At 75.1% G+C, this 16,063-nt stretch carries 9 protein-coding genes; 3 read left to right on the top strand and 6 right to left on the bottom strand.

Annotated features, from left to right (window positions below; all coding sequences use genetic code 11):
* Positions 1–65 precede the first annotated feature (65 nt).
* Positions 66–1,889 carry a BTAD domain-containing putative transcriptional regulator gene (locus L3i22_RS11650; protein ID WP_255658131.1) on the top strand — a complete coding sequence of 608 codons (1,824 nt, stop codon included), beginning with the start codon at positions 66–68 and terminating at the stop codon, positions 1,887–1,889.
* Position 1,890: 1 nt separating this feature from the next.
* Here the strand turns inward: L3i22_RS11650 and L3i22_RS11655 are convergent, their stop codons facing one another.
* Positions 1,891–4,101 (bottom strand): BTAD domain-containing putative transcriptional regulator, encoded by a 2,211-nt coding sequence (locus L3i22_RS11655; RefSeq protein ID WP_221326978.1) that lies wholly within the window; start codon positions 4,099–4,101, stop codon positions 1,891–1,893.
* Positions 4,102–4,343: 242 nt separating this feature from the next.
* Between L3i22_RS11655 and L3i22_RS11660 the strand changes: the two genes are divergently transcribed.
* Positions 4,344–7,094 (top strand): AAA family ATPase, encoded by a 2,751-nt coding sequence (locus L3i22_RS11660; protein ID WP_221326979.1) that lies wholly within the window; start codon positions 4,344–4,346, stop codon positions 7,092–7,094.
* On the opposite strand, the gene L3i22_RS11665 is transcribed toward L3i22_RS11660, so the two are convergent.
* Complete coding sequence (locus L3i22_RS11665) at positions 7,089–7,700, bottom strand: LuxR C-terminal-related transcriptional regulator (protein WP_221326980.1); 612 nt, start codon at positions 7,698–7,700, stop codon at positions 7,089–7,091. The two genes, L3i22_RS11660 and L3i22_RS11665, sit on opposite strands and share 6 nt — an antisense overlap.
* A 208-nt stretch (positions 7,701–7,908) precedes the next feature.
* Here L3i22_RS11665 and L3i22_RS11670 point away from each other — a divergent pair, with 208 nt between their 5' ends.
* Positions 7,909–11,040 (top strand): AAA family ATPase, encoded by a 3,132-nt coding sequence (locus tag L3i22_RS11670; RefSeq protein WP_221326981.1) that lies wholly within the window; start codon positions 7,909–7,911, stop codon positions 11,038–11,040.
* On the opposite strand, the gene L3i22_RS11675 is transcribed toward L3i22_RS11670, so the two are convergent.
* From L3i22_RS11675 to L3i22_RS11690, 4 genes are all read right to left on the bottom strand, one after another.
* Positions 11,037–11,216 carry a hypothetical protein gene (locus L3i22_RS11675; protein WP_221326982.1) on the bottom strand — a complete coding sequence of 60 codons (180 nt, stop codon included), beginning with the start codon at positions 11,214–11,216 and terminating at the stop codon, positions 11,037–11,039. The two genes, L3i22_RS11670 and L3i22_RS11675, sit on opposite strands and share 4 nt — an antisense overlap.
* Positions 11,217–11,314: 98 nt before the next feature.
* Entirely contained in the window at positions 11,315–12,475 is a 1,161-nt protein-coding gene (locus L3i22_RS11680; RefSeq protein ID WP_221326983.1) for an acyl-CoA dehydrogenase family protein, read from the bottom strand.
* A complete protein-coding gene (locus L3i22_RS11685) occupies positions 12,465–14,456 on the bottom strand; it encodes a biotin carboxylase N-terminal domain-containing protein (protein WP_221329917.1) in 1,992 nt (663 codons plus the stop codon). Before L3i22_RS11685 ends, L3i22_RS11680 begins: the two co-directional genes overlap by 11 nt.
* Positions 14,457–14,494: 38 nt before the next feature.
* Positions 14,495–16,063: a carboxyl transferase domain-containing protein gene (locus L3i22_RS11690; protein ID WP_221326984.1), complete on the bottom strand. Its 1,569-nt coding sequence runs from the start codon at positions 16,061–16,063 to the stop codon at positions 14,495–14,497.

The following is a 16,063-nucleotide window of genomic DNA, read 5'->3' on the forward strand; positions in this document are numbered from 1 at the left end:
GCGCCGCGGACCCCCGTGCCCGGCGCCACCGCGACCTGACCGATGTTGATAAGGGTGCCCCGGACGTGACACGACTGCGTGTGGAGCTGATGGGCTCGTTGCGGCTCTGGCGCGACGACGCCGAGCTGGACGGCGGCCCGCGCCAGCAACGCTGCCTGCTGGCCCTGCTGCTGGCCCGGGCCGGTCAGCCGATCGGGATGACCGACCTGGTCGGCCTGATCTGGGGGAACGAGGGCCCGGCCAGCGCGGTCAACGTCGTGCACAAGTACGTCGGCGCCCTGCGCCGCCTGCTGGAACCCGGCCTGCCGTTGCGCGCCCCCGGGTCGTTCCTGGCCCGGCACGGTACCGGCTACCGGTTCCTGGCCGTCCCCGGGATGCTCGACCTGCTGGAGTTCCGCCGCCTGGTCGCCGAGGCCCGGTCCAGCCTGGCCGGCGGCCGCCCGGACCAGGCGGTCGACCGTTACGCCGAAGCGGCCCGCCTGGTCCGCGGGCCGGCCGGCGACGGCCTGGCCGACAACGCGACCGCCGCGACCGCCTTCGCCGGCATCGACGGCGAGTTCTTCGACGCGGTCGTCGCGGCGGCCCGGCTCGCGGTCCGCACCGGCCGCCCGGCCGAGCTGCTCGCCCCGCTCCGGCTGGCCACCGAGATGGCTCCGCTCAGCGAGCCGCTGCACGCCGGCCTGGTCACGACGCTCGCCGCGGCCGGGCACCGGGCCGAGGCGCTGGCGCGGTACCGGCAGATGCGCGACCGGCTCGTCGCCGAGCTCGGCGTCGAGCCCGGACCGGAGCTGACCGCGGCCCAGCGGCACGTGCTGACCCGGGACGCCGACCCGGCCGTCCCAGCGTCGGCCGCCGCCCCGCCCCGCCCGGTGCGCCCGGCGCAGCTGCCGCCCGATCAGCCGCTGTTCGCCGGGCGCGAGACCGAGCTGAGCCGGCTGCTCGAACTGGCGGCCGGGACGCGCGACGGCCGGCGCACCGGTCCGCTGGTGATCGCCGTCGACGGGATGGCCGGGGTCGGCAAGTCCACCCTGGTCACGCACTTCGCGCACCGGGTGGCGGCGGACTTCACGGCCGGTCAGCTCCACCTCGACCTGCAGGGACACCTGGGGGAGGGGAGCCTGTCGGCCGGGGCGGCGCTGCGCGCGCTGCTGCACGGGCTGGGCGCCCGCGCGCCCGACGTGCCGGACACGTTCGACGCGCTGGTCGGCATGTACCGCAGCCTGACCGCGGGGCTGGACATCCTGATCCTGCTCGACAACGCGTACGACCCGCCCCAGGTGCGCCCGCTGTTGCCGAACTCGGCCGGGAGTCTGGTGCTGATCACCAGCCGGCGGGCGCTGACCGGCCTGGCCGTGTCGGCCGGCGCCCGGCTGTTCCACGCCCGCCTGCCGGAGCTGCCCGAGGCCCGCGAGTTGTTCCGGGTCCGGCTCGCCGCCACCGGCCGCCGGTTCGGCGACCAGGCCCGCCTCGACGAGATCATCGAGCTGTGCGGGCGGCTGCCGCTGGCCCTCGCGATCCTGGCCGCCCGGCTCGGGGCGCGCCCGCAGCTGTCACCGGCCACGGTCGCCGCCGACCTGCGCGACGGCGCCCGGCGTCTCGACGCGTTCACCGAGCGCGGCGGCGCCGATCCGCGCGGCGCGTTCGCCTGGTCCTACCGGCAGCTGAGCCCGGGAGCGGCCCGGTTGTTCCGCCTGCTGTCGGCGGCGCCGGGGCCCGGCATCACCGCCGAGACCTGGGTCCGCCTGGCCGGGCAGGACCCGGAGCGCACCCGGGCCGAGGTGGAGGAGCTGGCCGAGGCGGCGCTGATCTGCGTCGGACCGCACGGCGTCATCGCCTGGCACGTGCTGGTCCGGGCGTACGCCGCGGAGCTGCTCGCGCTGAGCCCCTGAGTCAGGTGCCGGTCGGCCGGTACTCGCCGAGGGCCGGGCGGGTGCCGGCCAGGCCGCGCAGCACGTGCGCCTCGCCGATCCGGTCACCGGCCGCGCGGGCCGCGTCCAGCGAGACCCGCACGACCTCCTGCCAGTCGTCGAACCGCCCGCTCATCCGCAGCAGCGGCCCGAGGACCTGCGCGAGCTGCCACGCGGCGACCCCGGCCCCGGCCCGTGCCGCGAGCCGGACGGCCGCGCACAGGACCTCCCGGTGGCTCTCGAACCACTGCCGCGCCTCGGCCGCCGAGGCCGGGTGCTCCGGGACGACGCCGGGGAGCGGCGGATCCGGGACGACCCGGGCCGGCGGCGGGGCCAGCAGCGAGAGCACCCGGAAGCAGCTGCCCAGGTAGTGCTGGAGCAGCCGGGTCGCCGCCGTGGCCCGGTCCGCGGCCGGCTCGCCGGCCAGCAGCAGTTCCTCGCCGCACGCCCGGACCAGGACATGCGCCGAGTAGCCGCCGTGGTCGTCCTCGTCGAGCAGGCCGGCCTCGACGAGTTCGCGCAGCAGCGGGCGGATGACCGACGGCCGCTCGCCGCCGAGACTCGCGCAGGCGGCCAGGGTGACGGCCGGCGCCGGGGTCAGGGCGAACAGCCGGAACAGCCGGGCCGCGGCCGGGCTCAGCCGCTGGTACGACCAGGTGAACGTGCTCCGCGGATCGGTCATCCCGGGCCCGCTCGGAAACGCGGCGAGCCGGTGCGGCCCGTGCCGCAGCTCGGTGGCGACGGCGGCCGGCGACAGCCGCGGCCGGGCACTCAACCGCCCGGCCAGGGTGGCCAGCGCCAGCGGCAGACGCCCGCACAGGTCGACGATCTCGTCGACGACGCGGGCCTCGGCGGGCCGGTCGAGGCGCCGGCGGAACAGCGCCCCGGCCGAAGCCGCGTCCGGCAGGTCGACGTGCATCAGGTGGGCGCCGTCCAGCGCGGCCAGACCGATCAGCGGTGTCCGGCCGGAGACCAGCACCAGGCACCGCGGCGAGTTCGGCAGCAGCGGGCGGACCTGCGCCTCGTCCTCGGCGTTGTCGAGCACGATCAGGAGACGCCGGCCGGCGATCAGGCTGCGGTACGCCCCGGTCGTCGCCGGGACGTTCGCCGGTACGCCGAATGAGGTCGACAGCCCGTGCAGAGCCTCGCCCGCGGTCAGCGGTTCGGTGTTCCCGCGGAGGTCGAGGTAGAGGTGACCGTCGGGGAACTCCTCGGCGACCTGATGCGCGAAGCGGAGGGTCAGTGCCGACTTCCCGACCCCGCCCATCCCGTGCAGAGCCACCACCAGCGGCCCGGTTCGCGGCCGGGCGAGCAGCTCGGCCAGCGTGACCAGCTCGCTCGTCCGGCCGACGAAGGTCCGCAGGCCGGGCGGAAGCTGAGCCGGCGGCGCGGCGGCCCCGGCCGGGACCACGCTCCGTTCGAGGACCTGCCGCTGCGCGTCCCGCAGCGCCGGCCCGGGGTCGATGCCGAGCTCCTCGGCCAGGCGGTCGCGGACCGCCCGGAACGTCGCGAGCGCCGCCGCCTGCTGTCCGTCCGCGGCCAGCGCGGTGATCAGGCTCGCCTGGACCTGCTCGTGCAGCGGAGCCATCGACGCGGCCAGCCGCAGCGCCGGCAGCACCCGGGCGGCCTGCCCGAGCGTGGCGGCGAGCTCGGCGGCGGCGGCGCACGCGGCGTAGAACTCCCCGTCCAGGCCGGTGGCGATGGGCGCGCCGGCCGCTCCCCGGATCAGCGCGTCCCCGGTGGAGCCGTGCCAGAGCCGGATCGCCTCGACGTAGTGGTCCAGCGCGTCGGCCGGGTTCCCGGCCCCGCGACCGGCGTGCGCGGCCCGGGTCAGGGTGCGGAACCGGGCCAGGTCCAGAGCGTCCGGACCGGCCGCGATCAGGTACCCGGTGCCACGGCGCAGCAGGTACGAGCCGGACGCCCGCGGGGACAGCCCGGGCTCCAGCAGCCGCCGCAGCGTGCCGATGTACTTGTGCAGGATGTTGAGCGCGCTGGCCGGCGCGTCCTCACCCCAGATCAGGTCCACCAGGTCGTTCGTGCTGACCGGTCGGCCGGCCGCGGCGAGCAGCAGCGCCAGCACGTGGGCCTGCTGCGGCGGCCCGGTCTCCAGTTCGGCGCCGTCCCGCCACAACCGGAGCGGACCGAGGATCTGGAAACGCGGGCCGGGCGGACCGGTACGGCGTGCTGCGGACATGTGTTCTCCCCCTGATCGCGGTGAGGCTGATACTGGTCGGCAGTGGACGACAGGGGAACGGCTTGCGCCGCGGACCGGCCAGGCCGGCCGACCACACTGGCCGGTGGCCGGCGTCGCCTCAGTCCGGCTGAAGAGGCGAGGTCAGTGCGGTTGAAGTGATTGTTCAGTCGCATTCCGCAGACTGCGGTCAGCATCCGGGGACGGATGCCGGAACGTTGATCACCGACAGCCGGGGGCCCGTTGTGAACACCGATGCCGACAGACCGGTCGCGTTGATCGGCCGCGATGACGAGTGCCGCGCGCTCGACGAGCTGATCGGGTCGGTGCGGGCCGGTCACAGCCGCGCGCTGGTCCTGCTCGGCGAACCCGGCATCGGCAAGAGCGCCCTGTTGGAGCACCTGACGAACAAGGCCGATGACGTACGGGTCCTGCGAGCCACCGGCATCCGGGCCGAATCGGAGCTGCCCTTCGCCGGCCTGCACCAGATGTTCGGCTCGATGATCGAGCGCATCGACGGGCTCCCGGCCCCGCGTCGCACCGCCCTGCGGGTCGCGTTCGGCATCGAGGACGGTGCCCGCCCGGACCGGTACGTGGTCGCCCTGGCCGTCCTCAACCTGGTCGGCGACCTGGCCCAGCCGGGACCGGTGCTCTGCCTGGTCGACGACGAGCAGTGGCTGGACCGGCCGACCGTGCTGGCCCTGTCGTTCGTGGCCCGGCGGATGTCGGCCGGGGCGGCCGGTTTCGTGTTCGCGTCGGCCGGCGGCACCGCCGAGCTGGACGGGCTGCCGGCGCTCACCGTGTCCGGGCTGTCCGCCCGGCACGCCGGGGAACTGCTCGACTCGGCGCTGACCGGCCCGCTGGACCCGAGCGTCCGGCACCAGATCGTGGCCGAGACCAGGGGAAACCCGTCGGCGCTGCTCGACCTGCCGCGCGGCGTCGGGCCGGCCGCGCTGGCCGGCGGCTTCCGGTTCCCCGGCGCGATGCCGCTGCCGCGCGGCGCCGAGGCCGGCTACCGGGACCGGCTCGCCGCCCTGAACCCGCCCGCGCGGCAGTTCCTGCTGCTCGCCGCGGCCGAACCGGTCGGCGACGCGACGACGTTGTGGGCGGCCGCGGCCCGCCTCGGCCTGGAGCTGACGGCGGCCACCGACGCTCTCGCGTGCGGCCTGGTCATGATCGGCGCCCGGGTCGAGTTCCGGCATCCGCTGGCCCGGACCGCCGTCTACCGCGCCGCGAGCCTGGCCCAGCGCCGCGAGGCCCACGACGCCCTGGGCGCGGTCACCGACCCGGGTTCGGCCCCGGACCGCCGGGCCTGGCATCGGGCGTACGCCGCGACCGGCCCGGACGAGGTGACCGCCGACGAGCTGGAGCGATCCGCGGATCAGGCCCGTTCCCGGGGCGGGCTGGCCGCGTCGGCCGCGTTCCTGGAACGGTCGGCCGCGCTCACCGTCGACATGCGGGCCCGGGTCCGCCGCCTGCTCGCCGCGGCCGAGGCGACGCGGGACTCGGGGTCCCTGGAAACCGCCCTCGGCCTGGTGGAGTCGGCCGGCTCGGCGCTCCTCGGCGACGAGGACCTCGCCCGGATCCTGCGGATCCGCGGACTGGTCGGGCTGGAGCAGTACCGGCGTGCGGAAGGCGTCGGCCTGCTCCTGAAGGCCGCCGCGGGATTCCGGGCCACCAACCGGGCAGCGGCCGTCGAAGCGGGTCTGGAAGCGCTGGTCGGGGCGCTGTCCGACGCGGAGCCCGACGACGCGCTGATCGCCCGGACGGCCGCCGCGGTGGCCGAGCTCGCCGACCGGCCGGCCGATCCACCGACCGTCACCGACCTGCTGCTACGCGGCCTGCACCGGCGGGTCACGGTCGGCTACCCGGCCGCCGCGCCGGTGCTGCGCCAGGCCGTGCAGGCCCTGGTCGCGGCCCGGCCGTCGGACCGCTGGTCGGCGTTCGGCGCGTTCCGGCTGATCCTGATGCTGCCCGCGGAACTGATGGACGAACGGGCGTGGGGAGTCCTGGTCGCCCGGCAGGTCGCGGCCTGCCGGCGGGACGGTGCCCTCGGCGTACTTCCGGCGGCCCTGAATTTCGCCGCCTACCAGCGCGTCTACGAGGGCGACTTCTTCGCGGCCGAAGCCCTGCTCGGCGAGGCGAACTCGGTCGCGGCGGTGACCACCGGCCGGTCGAACGCGCACACCGAGCTCATCGTCAGCGCGTGGCGCGGCGAGGAGGCCCGGACCCGCGAGCTCGGCGGTCAGGTGCGCGCGTCGATCGCGGCCGGGCGCGGCGCGTTCGGGTTCTGCGCCGACTACGCCGACGCGCTGCTGGCGAACGGGCTCGGCCGGTTCGACGTGGCACTCCCGGCGGCGCGACGGGTGTTCCGGGCCGACCAGATCCCGCTCGGCCCGGCGGTGGCCGCCGAGCTGATGGACGCGGCCGCCCGCACCGGCGCCACCGACGACCTGCGCGACGTCCGCGACCGGCTGGCCGAACGCCTGGCCTGCGGACCCGGCCCGTGGCTGTCCGGCCTGCACGAACGCAGCCTGGCGCTGCTCGCCGGCGACGACGCCGAGCACCACTTCCGCGAGTCGGTCCGGCACCTCGGCGAGACCCGCGGCCGCCTCGAACTGGCCCGCTCGCACCTGATGTTCGGCGAGTGGCTGCGCCGGCGGGGCCGCCGCGGCGACGCCCGCCGGCACCTGCGCGAGGCGCACCAGAGTTTCCGGACCCTGGGCGCCGCCGCCTTCGCCGGCCGGGCGGCGCGCGAGCTGTCCGCCACCGGCGACGCCGGGGCCCGGGCCGCCGAGGAGCAGCGGGCCGAGCTGACCGCGCAGGAGGCGCAGATCGCGAGGCTGGCCGGGGACGGCCTGACCAACCCGGAGATCGGCGCCCGGCTGTTCATCAGCCCGCGGACGGTCCAGTACCACCTGCGCAAGGTGTTCCTGAAGCTCGGCATCATGTCGCGATCCCAGCTGCGCCAGGCCCTCCTGGCCCCGGCCTCATAGGTACCCCTGGCGCAGGGCATGCGCGACGGCGTGGGTCCGGTTCCGTGATCGGAATCGGACCGTGATGCCGTGCAGCACGTTCTTGACGGTGCGGTCCGAGCAGCCGAGCCGCCCGCCGATCTCCCGGGTGTCCAGGCCGTCGGCCAGCAGCCGCAGCACGTCCAGCTCCCGCTCGGTCATCGGACCCTGGTCGCCGGGGGCTTCCCGGCGCAGCCGCAGCACCGCGTCGACCAGTTGACCCACCGCCTCGCCGGGCAGATCCCGGTCGTCGCGGGCCGCCGCGCGGACCATGTCGGACAACCGTTCCGCGGTGACCCGGTGCCGGAACAGGACGGTCGAGACTCCGCTCTCCAGCACGCTGAGCAGCTGTGCCTCGCTCAACCCCGAGACGATCAACACCACCTTTCGGGTACGACACCAGGCGCGCAGATCGGTGAGCACCGGGCCCCCGAGCCGATCGGCGACGACCACCACGACCGCGACCCGATCGTCGTCCGCGGCCCGCAGGTCGATCCCCGGGCTGTCCCGCAGGAGGCAGGTCAGGCCGGCGTGGATCAGCGGATCCGCGCTGTGCACGGCGACCGGGATCCGGCGTGGGTCTGACATCGGGACAGGATAGGAACCGGGCACTGACGATCCACTGAACTCGGACTGACATCCGGTGGTCCCGACCGGCGGGACTGCCCGATCGGGCAGCGTGCGAAGCCGACCGGGCAGGTAGGCTACGCCGGTCAATCAGCTGCGGAACCCTTCCCCGCAGTCCGGCAGCGATGCCCGATCGAGCAACGCCGTCGGCTTCGGAGGTGGTCCCGGGATGGCTCCCGCCCTGCGCCTGGAGATCCTCGGGCCGCTCCGGCTCTGGCGCGACGGGTCCGAAGTGGACCCGGGCCCGCAGCAGCAGTCGCTCCTGCTGGCGCTGTTGCTGGCCCGGGCCGGTCAGCCGGTGAGCGTGGCCGAGCTGATCGACCTGATCTGGGGCGAGGACGCGCCGGCCAGCGCGGTGAACGTCATCCAGAAGTACGTCGGCACGCTCCGCCGGCTGTTCGAGCCCGACCTCCCGGCCCGCGACGCCGGCGCGTACCTGCTCCGCCGCGGCAACGGTTACCTGTTCACGGCCGGTTCCGCCGGGCTGGACCTGCGCACCTTCCGCGAGCTGGTCGCCACGGCCCGCGCCGAGCCGGCTCCCGGGACAGCGCTGGAGCACTACCTGGCGGCGGTCGGGCTCTGGCGCGGCCCGGCCGGTCACGGGCTGCCGCACGGCCCGGCCGCGATGGCCGCCTTCGGCGCGCTGGACGGCGAGTTCCACGACGCGTGCGTGGCGACCGCCGCGCTGGCGGTGCGGCAGTGCCGGCCGGCGACCGCGTTGCCGGCGCTGCGCCTGGCCGCGTCGACGGCGCCGTTGCACGAGCCGGTGCAGGCCGCCCTGATCGTCACCCTGGGCGCGGCCGGGCACCGGTCCGAGGCGCTGTCGGTGTACCGCGAGGTGCGGATCCGGCTGGCCGCGGAGCTCGGCGTCGACCCCGGCCCGGCCCTGCGCGACGCCCACCGGCGGGTCCTGGCCCCGGTTTCCGCCCCGGCCGCCACGATCGCGCCGCCGGTGCCGGCGGACCCGGTCGACGCGGCGCACGGCCTGGTCGGGCGGGCCGAGGAGATGGCGATGCTGCGGCACACGGTGGCGTCCGCCTTCGCCGGCGGCACCGGACTGGGCCTGGTCGAGGGCGAGCCGGGGGTGGGCAAGACCCGCCTGCTGGCGGAGGTCGCCGCCGAGGCCGGCCGGCGCGGCGCGCTGGTCGTCTGGAGCTCCTGCACGGACGGCGACGGGACCCCGTCGATGTGGCCGTGGGTGCAGGCGATCGGCACGATCCTCGACGGGCTGTCGCCGGCGGCGCGTGAGGAGTGGCTCGCCGGCGGACTCGGCCGGCTGGTGAAGCCGCACGCCCACGACGTCCCCGAAGCGCCGGTGCTGCCCGACAGCGGCGCCCAGTTCCGGCTGTTCGAGCAGGTCCTCGCGCTGGTCGGGCAGGCCGCGGCGGAGCGGCCGACGCTGCTGGTGATCGACGACCTGCAGTGGGCGGACGTCGGTTCGATGGACCTTTTCGGTCACCTGACGGCCCGCCTCCCGGCCGGCGTCGTGGTGGTCGGCGCGCTGCGGGACCGGGCTCCGGCGCCGACGTCCGAGCTGTCCCGGATGCTGGCGGCGGCCAGCCGGGTGCCCGGTCACCGCCGGATCCGGCTCGGGCCGCTGGATCTGGCCGCGGTGACGGATCTGGTGCGTCGCGAGGCCGGCCGCATTCCGGATGAGGACACGATCAAGAGCATTCATTCCCGTACGGCGGGAAATGCGTTTTTTGTCCTTGAAGTGTCCCGAATGATCGCCGACGGTGGCGACGCCGCGTCGGCGGCCGGCGTGCCCTCCACCGTGCGTGACGTGGTGCTCGACCGGATGTCCGGAATCGGCCACGAGGCCCGTGAGCTGCTGCGGATCGCCGCGCTCGTGGGCCGGGACGTGGACGTCGCGCTGCTCGCCGAGATCGCCGGCATCGACGTCGAGACCTGCCTCGAGCTTCTCGAACCGGTCGGCGCGCTGGGCCTGCTCGAACCCCGGCCGGAGGATCCGTTCCGGTTCCGCTTCGCTCACGACCTGGTCCGCGAGGCGGTCGCCGAGACCACCCCGCCGGGCCGGGCCAAACCGCTGCACCTGCGGGTCGCGGACGCGCTGCGCAGCCTCGACCCGAGTGGCGAGTCGGTCGCCGAACGCCGCGCCTACCACCTGTGGGCGGCCGGGCCGCTGGCTGATCCGGCGCACACCGCGGAGGCGCTGGTGCACGCCGGTCGCCGGGCGGCCGTCAAGTCCGCGTTCGAGGCGGCCGAGCGGCACCTGCGATCCGCCGCGCAGGTCGCGCGGACCGCCGGACTGGCCGAGTGGGAGCTGTCCGCCCTGCTGGAGCTCACCACGATCGTCGGGATGCGGTCGATGTACGGCTCGGCCGCGCTGGACCTGATGACCCGGGCCGAGCAATTGGCCCGGGAGCTGGGCCGGGACCGGCAGGCCACCGACTTCCTGTTCTCGCGCTGGGCCGCGCACGCCCAGGCGATCGAGCTCGACCGCAGCGGCCCGCTGGCCCGCCAGATGCTGGAGCGTGGCGAGGCGTCCGACGACCCGGTCCTGCGCGAGTACGGCGTGCACGCCTGGGGCATCCACCAGTGGGCGGTCGGCAACATCGGCGCGGCGTTCCGGTACCTGAGCCGCTCCGGCCGCGACCTCGCCCCGCGCGGGGAGGACCCGCTCCGGCACGACCTGCAGCTGCTCTCGGCCGGGATGCTGGCCGAGACGACCGCGTTGCACGGCGACGTCCCGGCGGCGTGGGCGGCGGTCGACGCGCTGGAGGACGCGGCGGGGGACGACCCGTACGTGATCACGGTGTGGGCGACCTTCGCCGTCCGGATCGCCGCGCTGACCGGCGAGCCGGACCGGGCGCTGCGGGCCGCGCGGCGCGGGATCGCCGTCGACCCCGAGTTCAGCTTCGCCTTCCTCGGCACCTACCAGCGGCTGGCCCGCTGCTGGGCGCTCGCCGTGACCGGCCACGACCCGGCCGGCGCGGCGGCCGAGGCCGAGCGCGTCATCGCCACCATGCTGCTCGACCCGCCCCGCTCGTGCGTGGCCACCTGGTTCGGCCTGCTCGCCGAGATGCGGCTGGCGGCCGGCGCCCTGGACGAGGCCGGCGCCGCCCTCGACCGGGCCGACCACTTCCTCGCCGCCCACGGCCAGCGCTACCCGGAGGGTCTGCTCCTGCTGTTCCGGGCCCGGCTGCTGCACGCCCGGGGCGAGCCGGTCGCGGTGGTCCGGGCGGCCGCCGAGCGGGCGCGCCGGCTGTCCGCCGACCGCGAGGCCCATCTGTTCGCCCACCGCGCCGACGAGTTCCTGGCCACCCTCGGCGACACCTAGGCCCGTGCGGGTGTCGCCTCGACGGTGTCCGCGCCCGACCGGCGGCGGTGGCGGCCGGTGTAGCGGGCCGGCTCGGCGCCCCCGGCCGGCTCCCCGGATCGGTCGGGCGGCCAGGCCAGCCCGACCGGCCCGGCGGCGCGGTGGTTCGTGTCGTTGCTGATCGCTGACTCCGGCATGCTGTCCGCCTCACTTCTCCCTCGACGAAGGTGACCCTCGCCGCTGAAATTAGGCGCACCCACTGGACATCAGGTGGATTTTTACTGGGCGGGCCGGCCTATGCCGCGGTCGCCACGAGGCCGAGGTGGCGGGCGATCAGCATGCGCTGGACCTCGGAGGTGCCCTCGCCGATCTCGAGGATCTTGGCGTCGCGGTAGAAGCGGCCCACCGGGTAGTCGTTCATGAAGCCGTAGCCGCCGAAGATCTGGGTGGCGTCGCGGGCGTTGTCCATGGCGGCGTTGGAGGCGGCGAGTTTCGCGATCGAGGCCTCCTTCTTGAACGGTTTGCCGGCGAGCATCTTCGCCGCTGCCGCGTAGTACGCCATCCGGGCGGTGTGGGCCCGTACCTCCATGTCGGCGATCTTGAATTGAATGGCCTGATAGTGACCGAGGTGGTGACCGAAGGCCTGCCGCTCGCGGGCATAGCGGACCGACTCGTCGACGCAGCCCTGGGCGAGCCCGACCGCGAGTGCGGCGAAGGCGACCCGGCCCTCGTCGAGAATGGACAGGAACTGGGCGTAACCGCGGCCCTGTTCGCCGAGCAGGTTCGCGACCGGCACGCGTACGTCGTCGAAGGCGAGCTCGCGGGTGTCCGACGCGGCCCAGCCGACCTTGGAGTACTTCTCGCTGACCGTGAACCCGGGCGTGCCGGACGGGACGATGATCGCGGAGATCTGCTTGCGGCCGTCCCGCTCCCCGGTCACCGCGGTGACCGTGACCAGCGCGGTGATGTCCGTGCCGGAGTTGGTGATGAAGCACTTGGAGCCGTTGATCACCCACTCGCCGTCCTCCACCCGGGCGGTGGTGCGGGTGGCGCTCGCGTCGCTGCCGCCGCCGGCCTCGGTCAGGCCGAAGGCGCCGAGCCGCTCACCCGCGGCGAGCTGCGGCAGCCAGGCGGCCTTCTGCTCGTCGGTGCCGAAGCGGAAGATCGGCATGGCGCCGAGGGAGACGCCGGCCTCCAGGGTGACGGCGACCGACGAGTCGACGCGGGCGAGCTCCTCCAAGGCCAGGCACAGCGCGAAGTAGTCGCCGCCCATCCCGCCGTGCTCCTCCGGGAACGGCAGGCCGAACAGGCCCATCGCCCCCATCTTGCGGACCAGGTCGTAGGGGAACGCCCCGCGTTCGTAGAAGTCCCCGATGACCGGGGCGACCTCCTTCTGCGCGAAGTCCTCGACCGTCGCGCGGAGCGCGGCGTGCTCGTCGGAAAGTTCAAGATCCATCGCTGGCTCCCTCGATGATCAACAGGACGGTGTCTTTGGCGACGGTCGCGCCGACGCGGGCGTGCAGCTCGCGGACGGTGCCGTCGACCGGTGCGGTGAGGGTGTGCTCCATCTTCATGGCCTCCACGACGGCGACCGTCTGACCGGCCGTGACGTGGTCGCCCTCGGCGACCGCGACGACGGTCACGGTGCCCGGCATCGGCGAGCGGACCGGCCCGCCGGCCGCGGCCGCGGGACCGCCGGCGGCGTCGAGGGCCTCCTGCCGGCGGACCGCCCAGGCCTGGCCGTCGCGGCCGATCCAGAGGATCCCGGCCGGGTCGCGGGCGATCGCGTACATCCGGGTGGTCCCGTCCTGGCTGTGCCGGCCGTCCGGACCGGTGCTGATCCGGATCGGCGGCCCGCCGTCGACGGTGATCTCGGCGTCGGCCGCGCGCCCGCGCGAGCGGACCTCGACCGGCGGGTTCCCGTCGATGACCAGCCGGTGGGTCGTCCACGCCCGGCCGCCCGGCCGCCATCCGCCGGGGATGTCGAACGGGTCGACGACCCGCCCCGATCCGGCCGGGGGTTCCAGGTCGAGCAGGGCGGTGCCGATCGCGGCGCCGATCACGTCGGCCGGCGGCCGGTTCTCGGTGAGGGTGTCGAGGCGGCGCCCGACCAGGCCGGTGTCGAGGTTCCCGGCGCGTACGTCCGGGTCGGCCAGCAGGGCACGCAGGAAGCCGATGTTCGTGCCCAGTCCGAGCAGGACGGTCCGGCTCAGGGCGGCGTCCAGGCGGCGCAGGGCCTCGGCCCGGTCCCCGCCGTACGCGATGATCTTCGACAGCATCGGGTCGTAGTCCGAGCCGACCAGGCCGCCCTCGGCGATCCCCGAGTCGACCCGCACCCCGGGCAGGCCGTGCGGCTCGCGCAGGGTCAGGATGCGGCCGCCGGTGGGCAGGAAGCCGGCCGCGGGGTCCTCGGCGTACACCCGCACCTCGATCGCATGGCCGCGGGGGAGCAGCGCGGCCGGCCAGGGCGCCGGCTCGCCGGCCGCGACGCGCAGCTGCATCTCGACCAGGTCGACGCCGTACACCTCCTCGGTGACCGGGTGCTCGACCTGCAGCCGGGTGTTCATCTCCATGAAGAACCAGTCGTCGGGCCGGTCACCGGCCACGATGAACTCGACCGTGCCGGCGCCGACGTAGCCGACGCTGCGGGCGGCCTCGCAGGCCGCCGCCCCCATCGCGGCCCGGCGCTCCGCGGTGAGCAGCGGCGACGGCGCCTCCTCGACGATCTTCTGGTGCCGGCGCTGCAGCGAGCACTCCCGCTCGCCGAGGTGCACCACATTGCCGTGCCCGTCGGCCAGCACCTGGATCTCGATGTGCCGGGGCGTGGTGATCAGCCGCTCGACCAGCAGGGTGTCGTCGCCGAACGAGCTCCGCGCCTCCCGGCGCGCGCTCGCGATCACCGCGCGCAGGTCGCCGGCGTCGTGGACCTCGCGCATGCCCTTGCCGCCGCCGCCGGCCGACGGCTTGAGCAGCACCGGCAGGCCGGTCTCGTGGACGGCGGCGATCAGGTCGTCGTCGGACAGGCCGCTGCCGTCGGAGCCGGGCACGACCGGGACACCGGCCTTGGCCACGGTCTGCTTGGCCCGGATCTTGTCGCCCATCGCCTCGATGGCCGGGGCGGGCGGGCCGATGAAGGTGATCCCGGCGGCCTCGCACGCGGCGGCGAACGCGGTGTTCTCGCTGAGGAACCCGTACCCGGGGTGGATCGCCTGCGCCCCGGTCGCCCGCGCCGCGGCCAGCACCGCCTCGATGGACAGGTACGACGCGGTCGCGGCGGCCGGCCCGAGCCGGACCGCGACGTCGGCCGCGGTCACGTGCGGGGCCCGCGCGTCGGCGTCGGAGTACACCGCGACCGCGCGGATCCCGAGCCGGCGCAGGGTCCGGATGACGCGGACCGCGATCTCGCCACGGTTGGCGACCAGCACGGTGGAGAACATCTCGCTCACGTCCCTCATCACATCCGGCTTCATGGTCCTCACATCCGGAAGACGCCGAAGCCGGGCTCGGCGAGCGGGGCATTGGCGGCGATGGACAGCGACAGGCCGAGCACGGTCCGGGTGTCGGCCGGGTCGATCACCCCGTCGTCCCAGATCCGGGCGGTGGAGTAGTAGGGGTGGCCCTGGGTCTCGTACTGGGCGCGGATCGCGTCCGGGTCGTTGGCGCTGCCGACCGTGCCCAGCACGGTCGCCGCCTGCTCGCCGCCCATCACCGAGATCCGGGCGTTCGGCCACATGAACAGGAACCGGGGCGAGTACGCCCGGCCGCACATCGCGTAGTTCCCGGCGCCGAACGAGCCGCCGATCACCACCGTCAGCTTGGGCACCCGGGTGGTCGCCACCGCGGTGACCAGCTTCGCGCCGTGCTTGGCGATGCCGCCGGCCTCGTACTCCCGGCCGACCATGAACCCGGTGATGTTCTGCAGGAACACCAGCGGGATCCCGCGCTGGTCGCACAGCTCGATGAAGTGCGCGCCCTTGAGCGCCGACTCGGCGAACAGCACGCCGTTGTTGGCCACGATGCCCACCGGATGGCCGTGCAGGTGGGCGAACCCGGTGACCAGCGTGTCGCCGTAGTCCGGCTTGAACTCGGCGAACCGGGAGCCGTCGACGATCCGGGCGATCACCTCGCGGACGTCGTACGGCGTACGCGGATCCGTCGGCACCACCCCGTAGAGCTCGCCCGGATCGACCGCCGGCTCCTCGGTGGGGATCCGCGGCCAGGGCGCGGGCGTGCGCGGGGCCAGGGTCGACACGATCGACCGGACGATGCGCAGCGCGTCGGCGTCGTCGTCGGCGAGATGGTCCACCACGCCGGACACCTTGGCGTGCAGGTCCCCGCCGCCCAGGTCCTCCGCGGTCACGATCTCCCCGGTCGCCGCCTTCACCAGCGGCGGCCCGCCGAGGAAGATGGTGCCCTGGTTGCGCACGATCACCGCCTCGTCGGACATGGCCGGCACGTAGGCGCCGCCGGCCGTGCACGACCCCAGCACCGCCGCGATCTGCGGGATCGCCCGCGCGGACATCTGCGCCTGGTTGTAGAAGATCCGCCCGAAGTGCTCCCGGTCCGGGAACACCTCGTCCTGCCGGGGCAGGTAGGCACCGCCCGAGTCGACCAGGTAGATGCAGGGCAGCCGGTTGTGCAGCGCCACCTCCTGCGCCCGCAGATGCTTCTTGACCGTCAGCGGGTAGTAGGTGCCGCCCTTGACCGTGGCGTCGTTCGCGACGATCACGCACTCGCGGCCGGCGACCCGGCCGACCCCGGTGATGATGCCGGCCGCCGGCGCCTGGTCGTCGTAGAGGCCGTGCGCGGCCAGCGGGGACAGCTCGAGGAACGGCGACGACGGGTCGACCAGGCTGTCGACCCGGTCCCGGGGCAGCAGCTTGCCGCGGTCCACGTGCCGGGTCCGGGACTTCTCCGGCCCGCCCAGCCGAGCCGTCGCGAGCTGCGCGTTCAGGTCGGCGACCAGGGACCGGTGCGCCTCGGCGTTGCGGTCGAACGCCGGCGTGCCGGGGCCGCTGCGGGTACCCAGTACCGGGGTCGTCAT

It is taken from the genome of Actinoplanes sp. L3-i22 (assembly GCF_019704555.1).
Classification (GTDB): Bacteria; Actinomycetota; Actinomycetes; order Mycobacteriales; family Micromonosporaceae; genus Actinoplanes.

Bases quoted from the DNA above. Each gene is read 5' to 3' on its own strand.
- L3i22_RS11655 (WP_221326978.1), bottom strand. From the start codon at position 4,101: ATGTCCGCAGCACGCCGTACCGGTCCGCCCGGCCCGCGTTTCCAGATC.
- L3i22_RS11665 (WP_221326980.1), bottom strand. From the start codon at position 7,700: ATGTCAGACCCACGCCGGATCCCGGTCGCCGTGCACAGCGCGGATCCG.
- L3i22_RS11670 (WP_221326981.1), top strand. From the start codon at position 7,909: ATGGCTCCCGCCCTGCGCCTGGAGATCCTCGGGCCGCTCCGGCTCTGG.
- L3i22_RS11675 (WP_221326982.1), bottom strand. From the start codon at position 11,216: ATGCCGGAGTCAGCGATCAGCAACGACACGAACCACCGCGCCGCCGGG.
- L3i22_RS11680 (WP_221326983.1), bottom strand. From the start codon at position 12,475: ATGGATCTTGAACTTTCCGACGAGCACGCCGCGCTCCGCGCGACGGTC.
- L3i22_RS11685 (WP_221329917.1), bottom strand. From the start codon at position 14,456: ATGTTCTCCACCGTGCTGGTCGCCAACCGTGGCGAGATCGCGGTCCGC.
- L3i22_RS11690 (WP_221326984.1), bottom strand. From the start codon at position 16,063: ATGACGACCCCGGTACTGGGTACCCGCAGCGGCCCCGGCACGCCGGCG.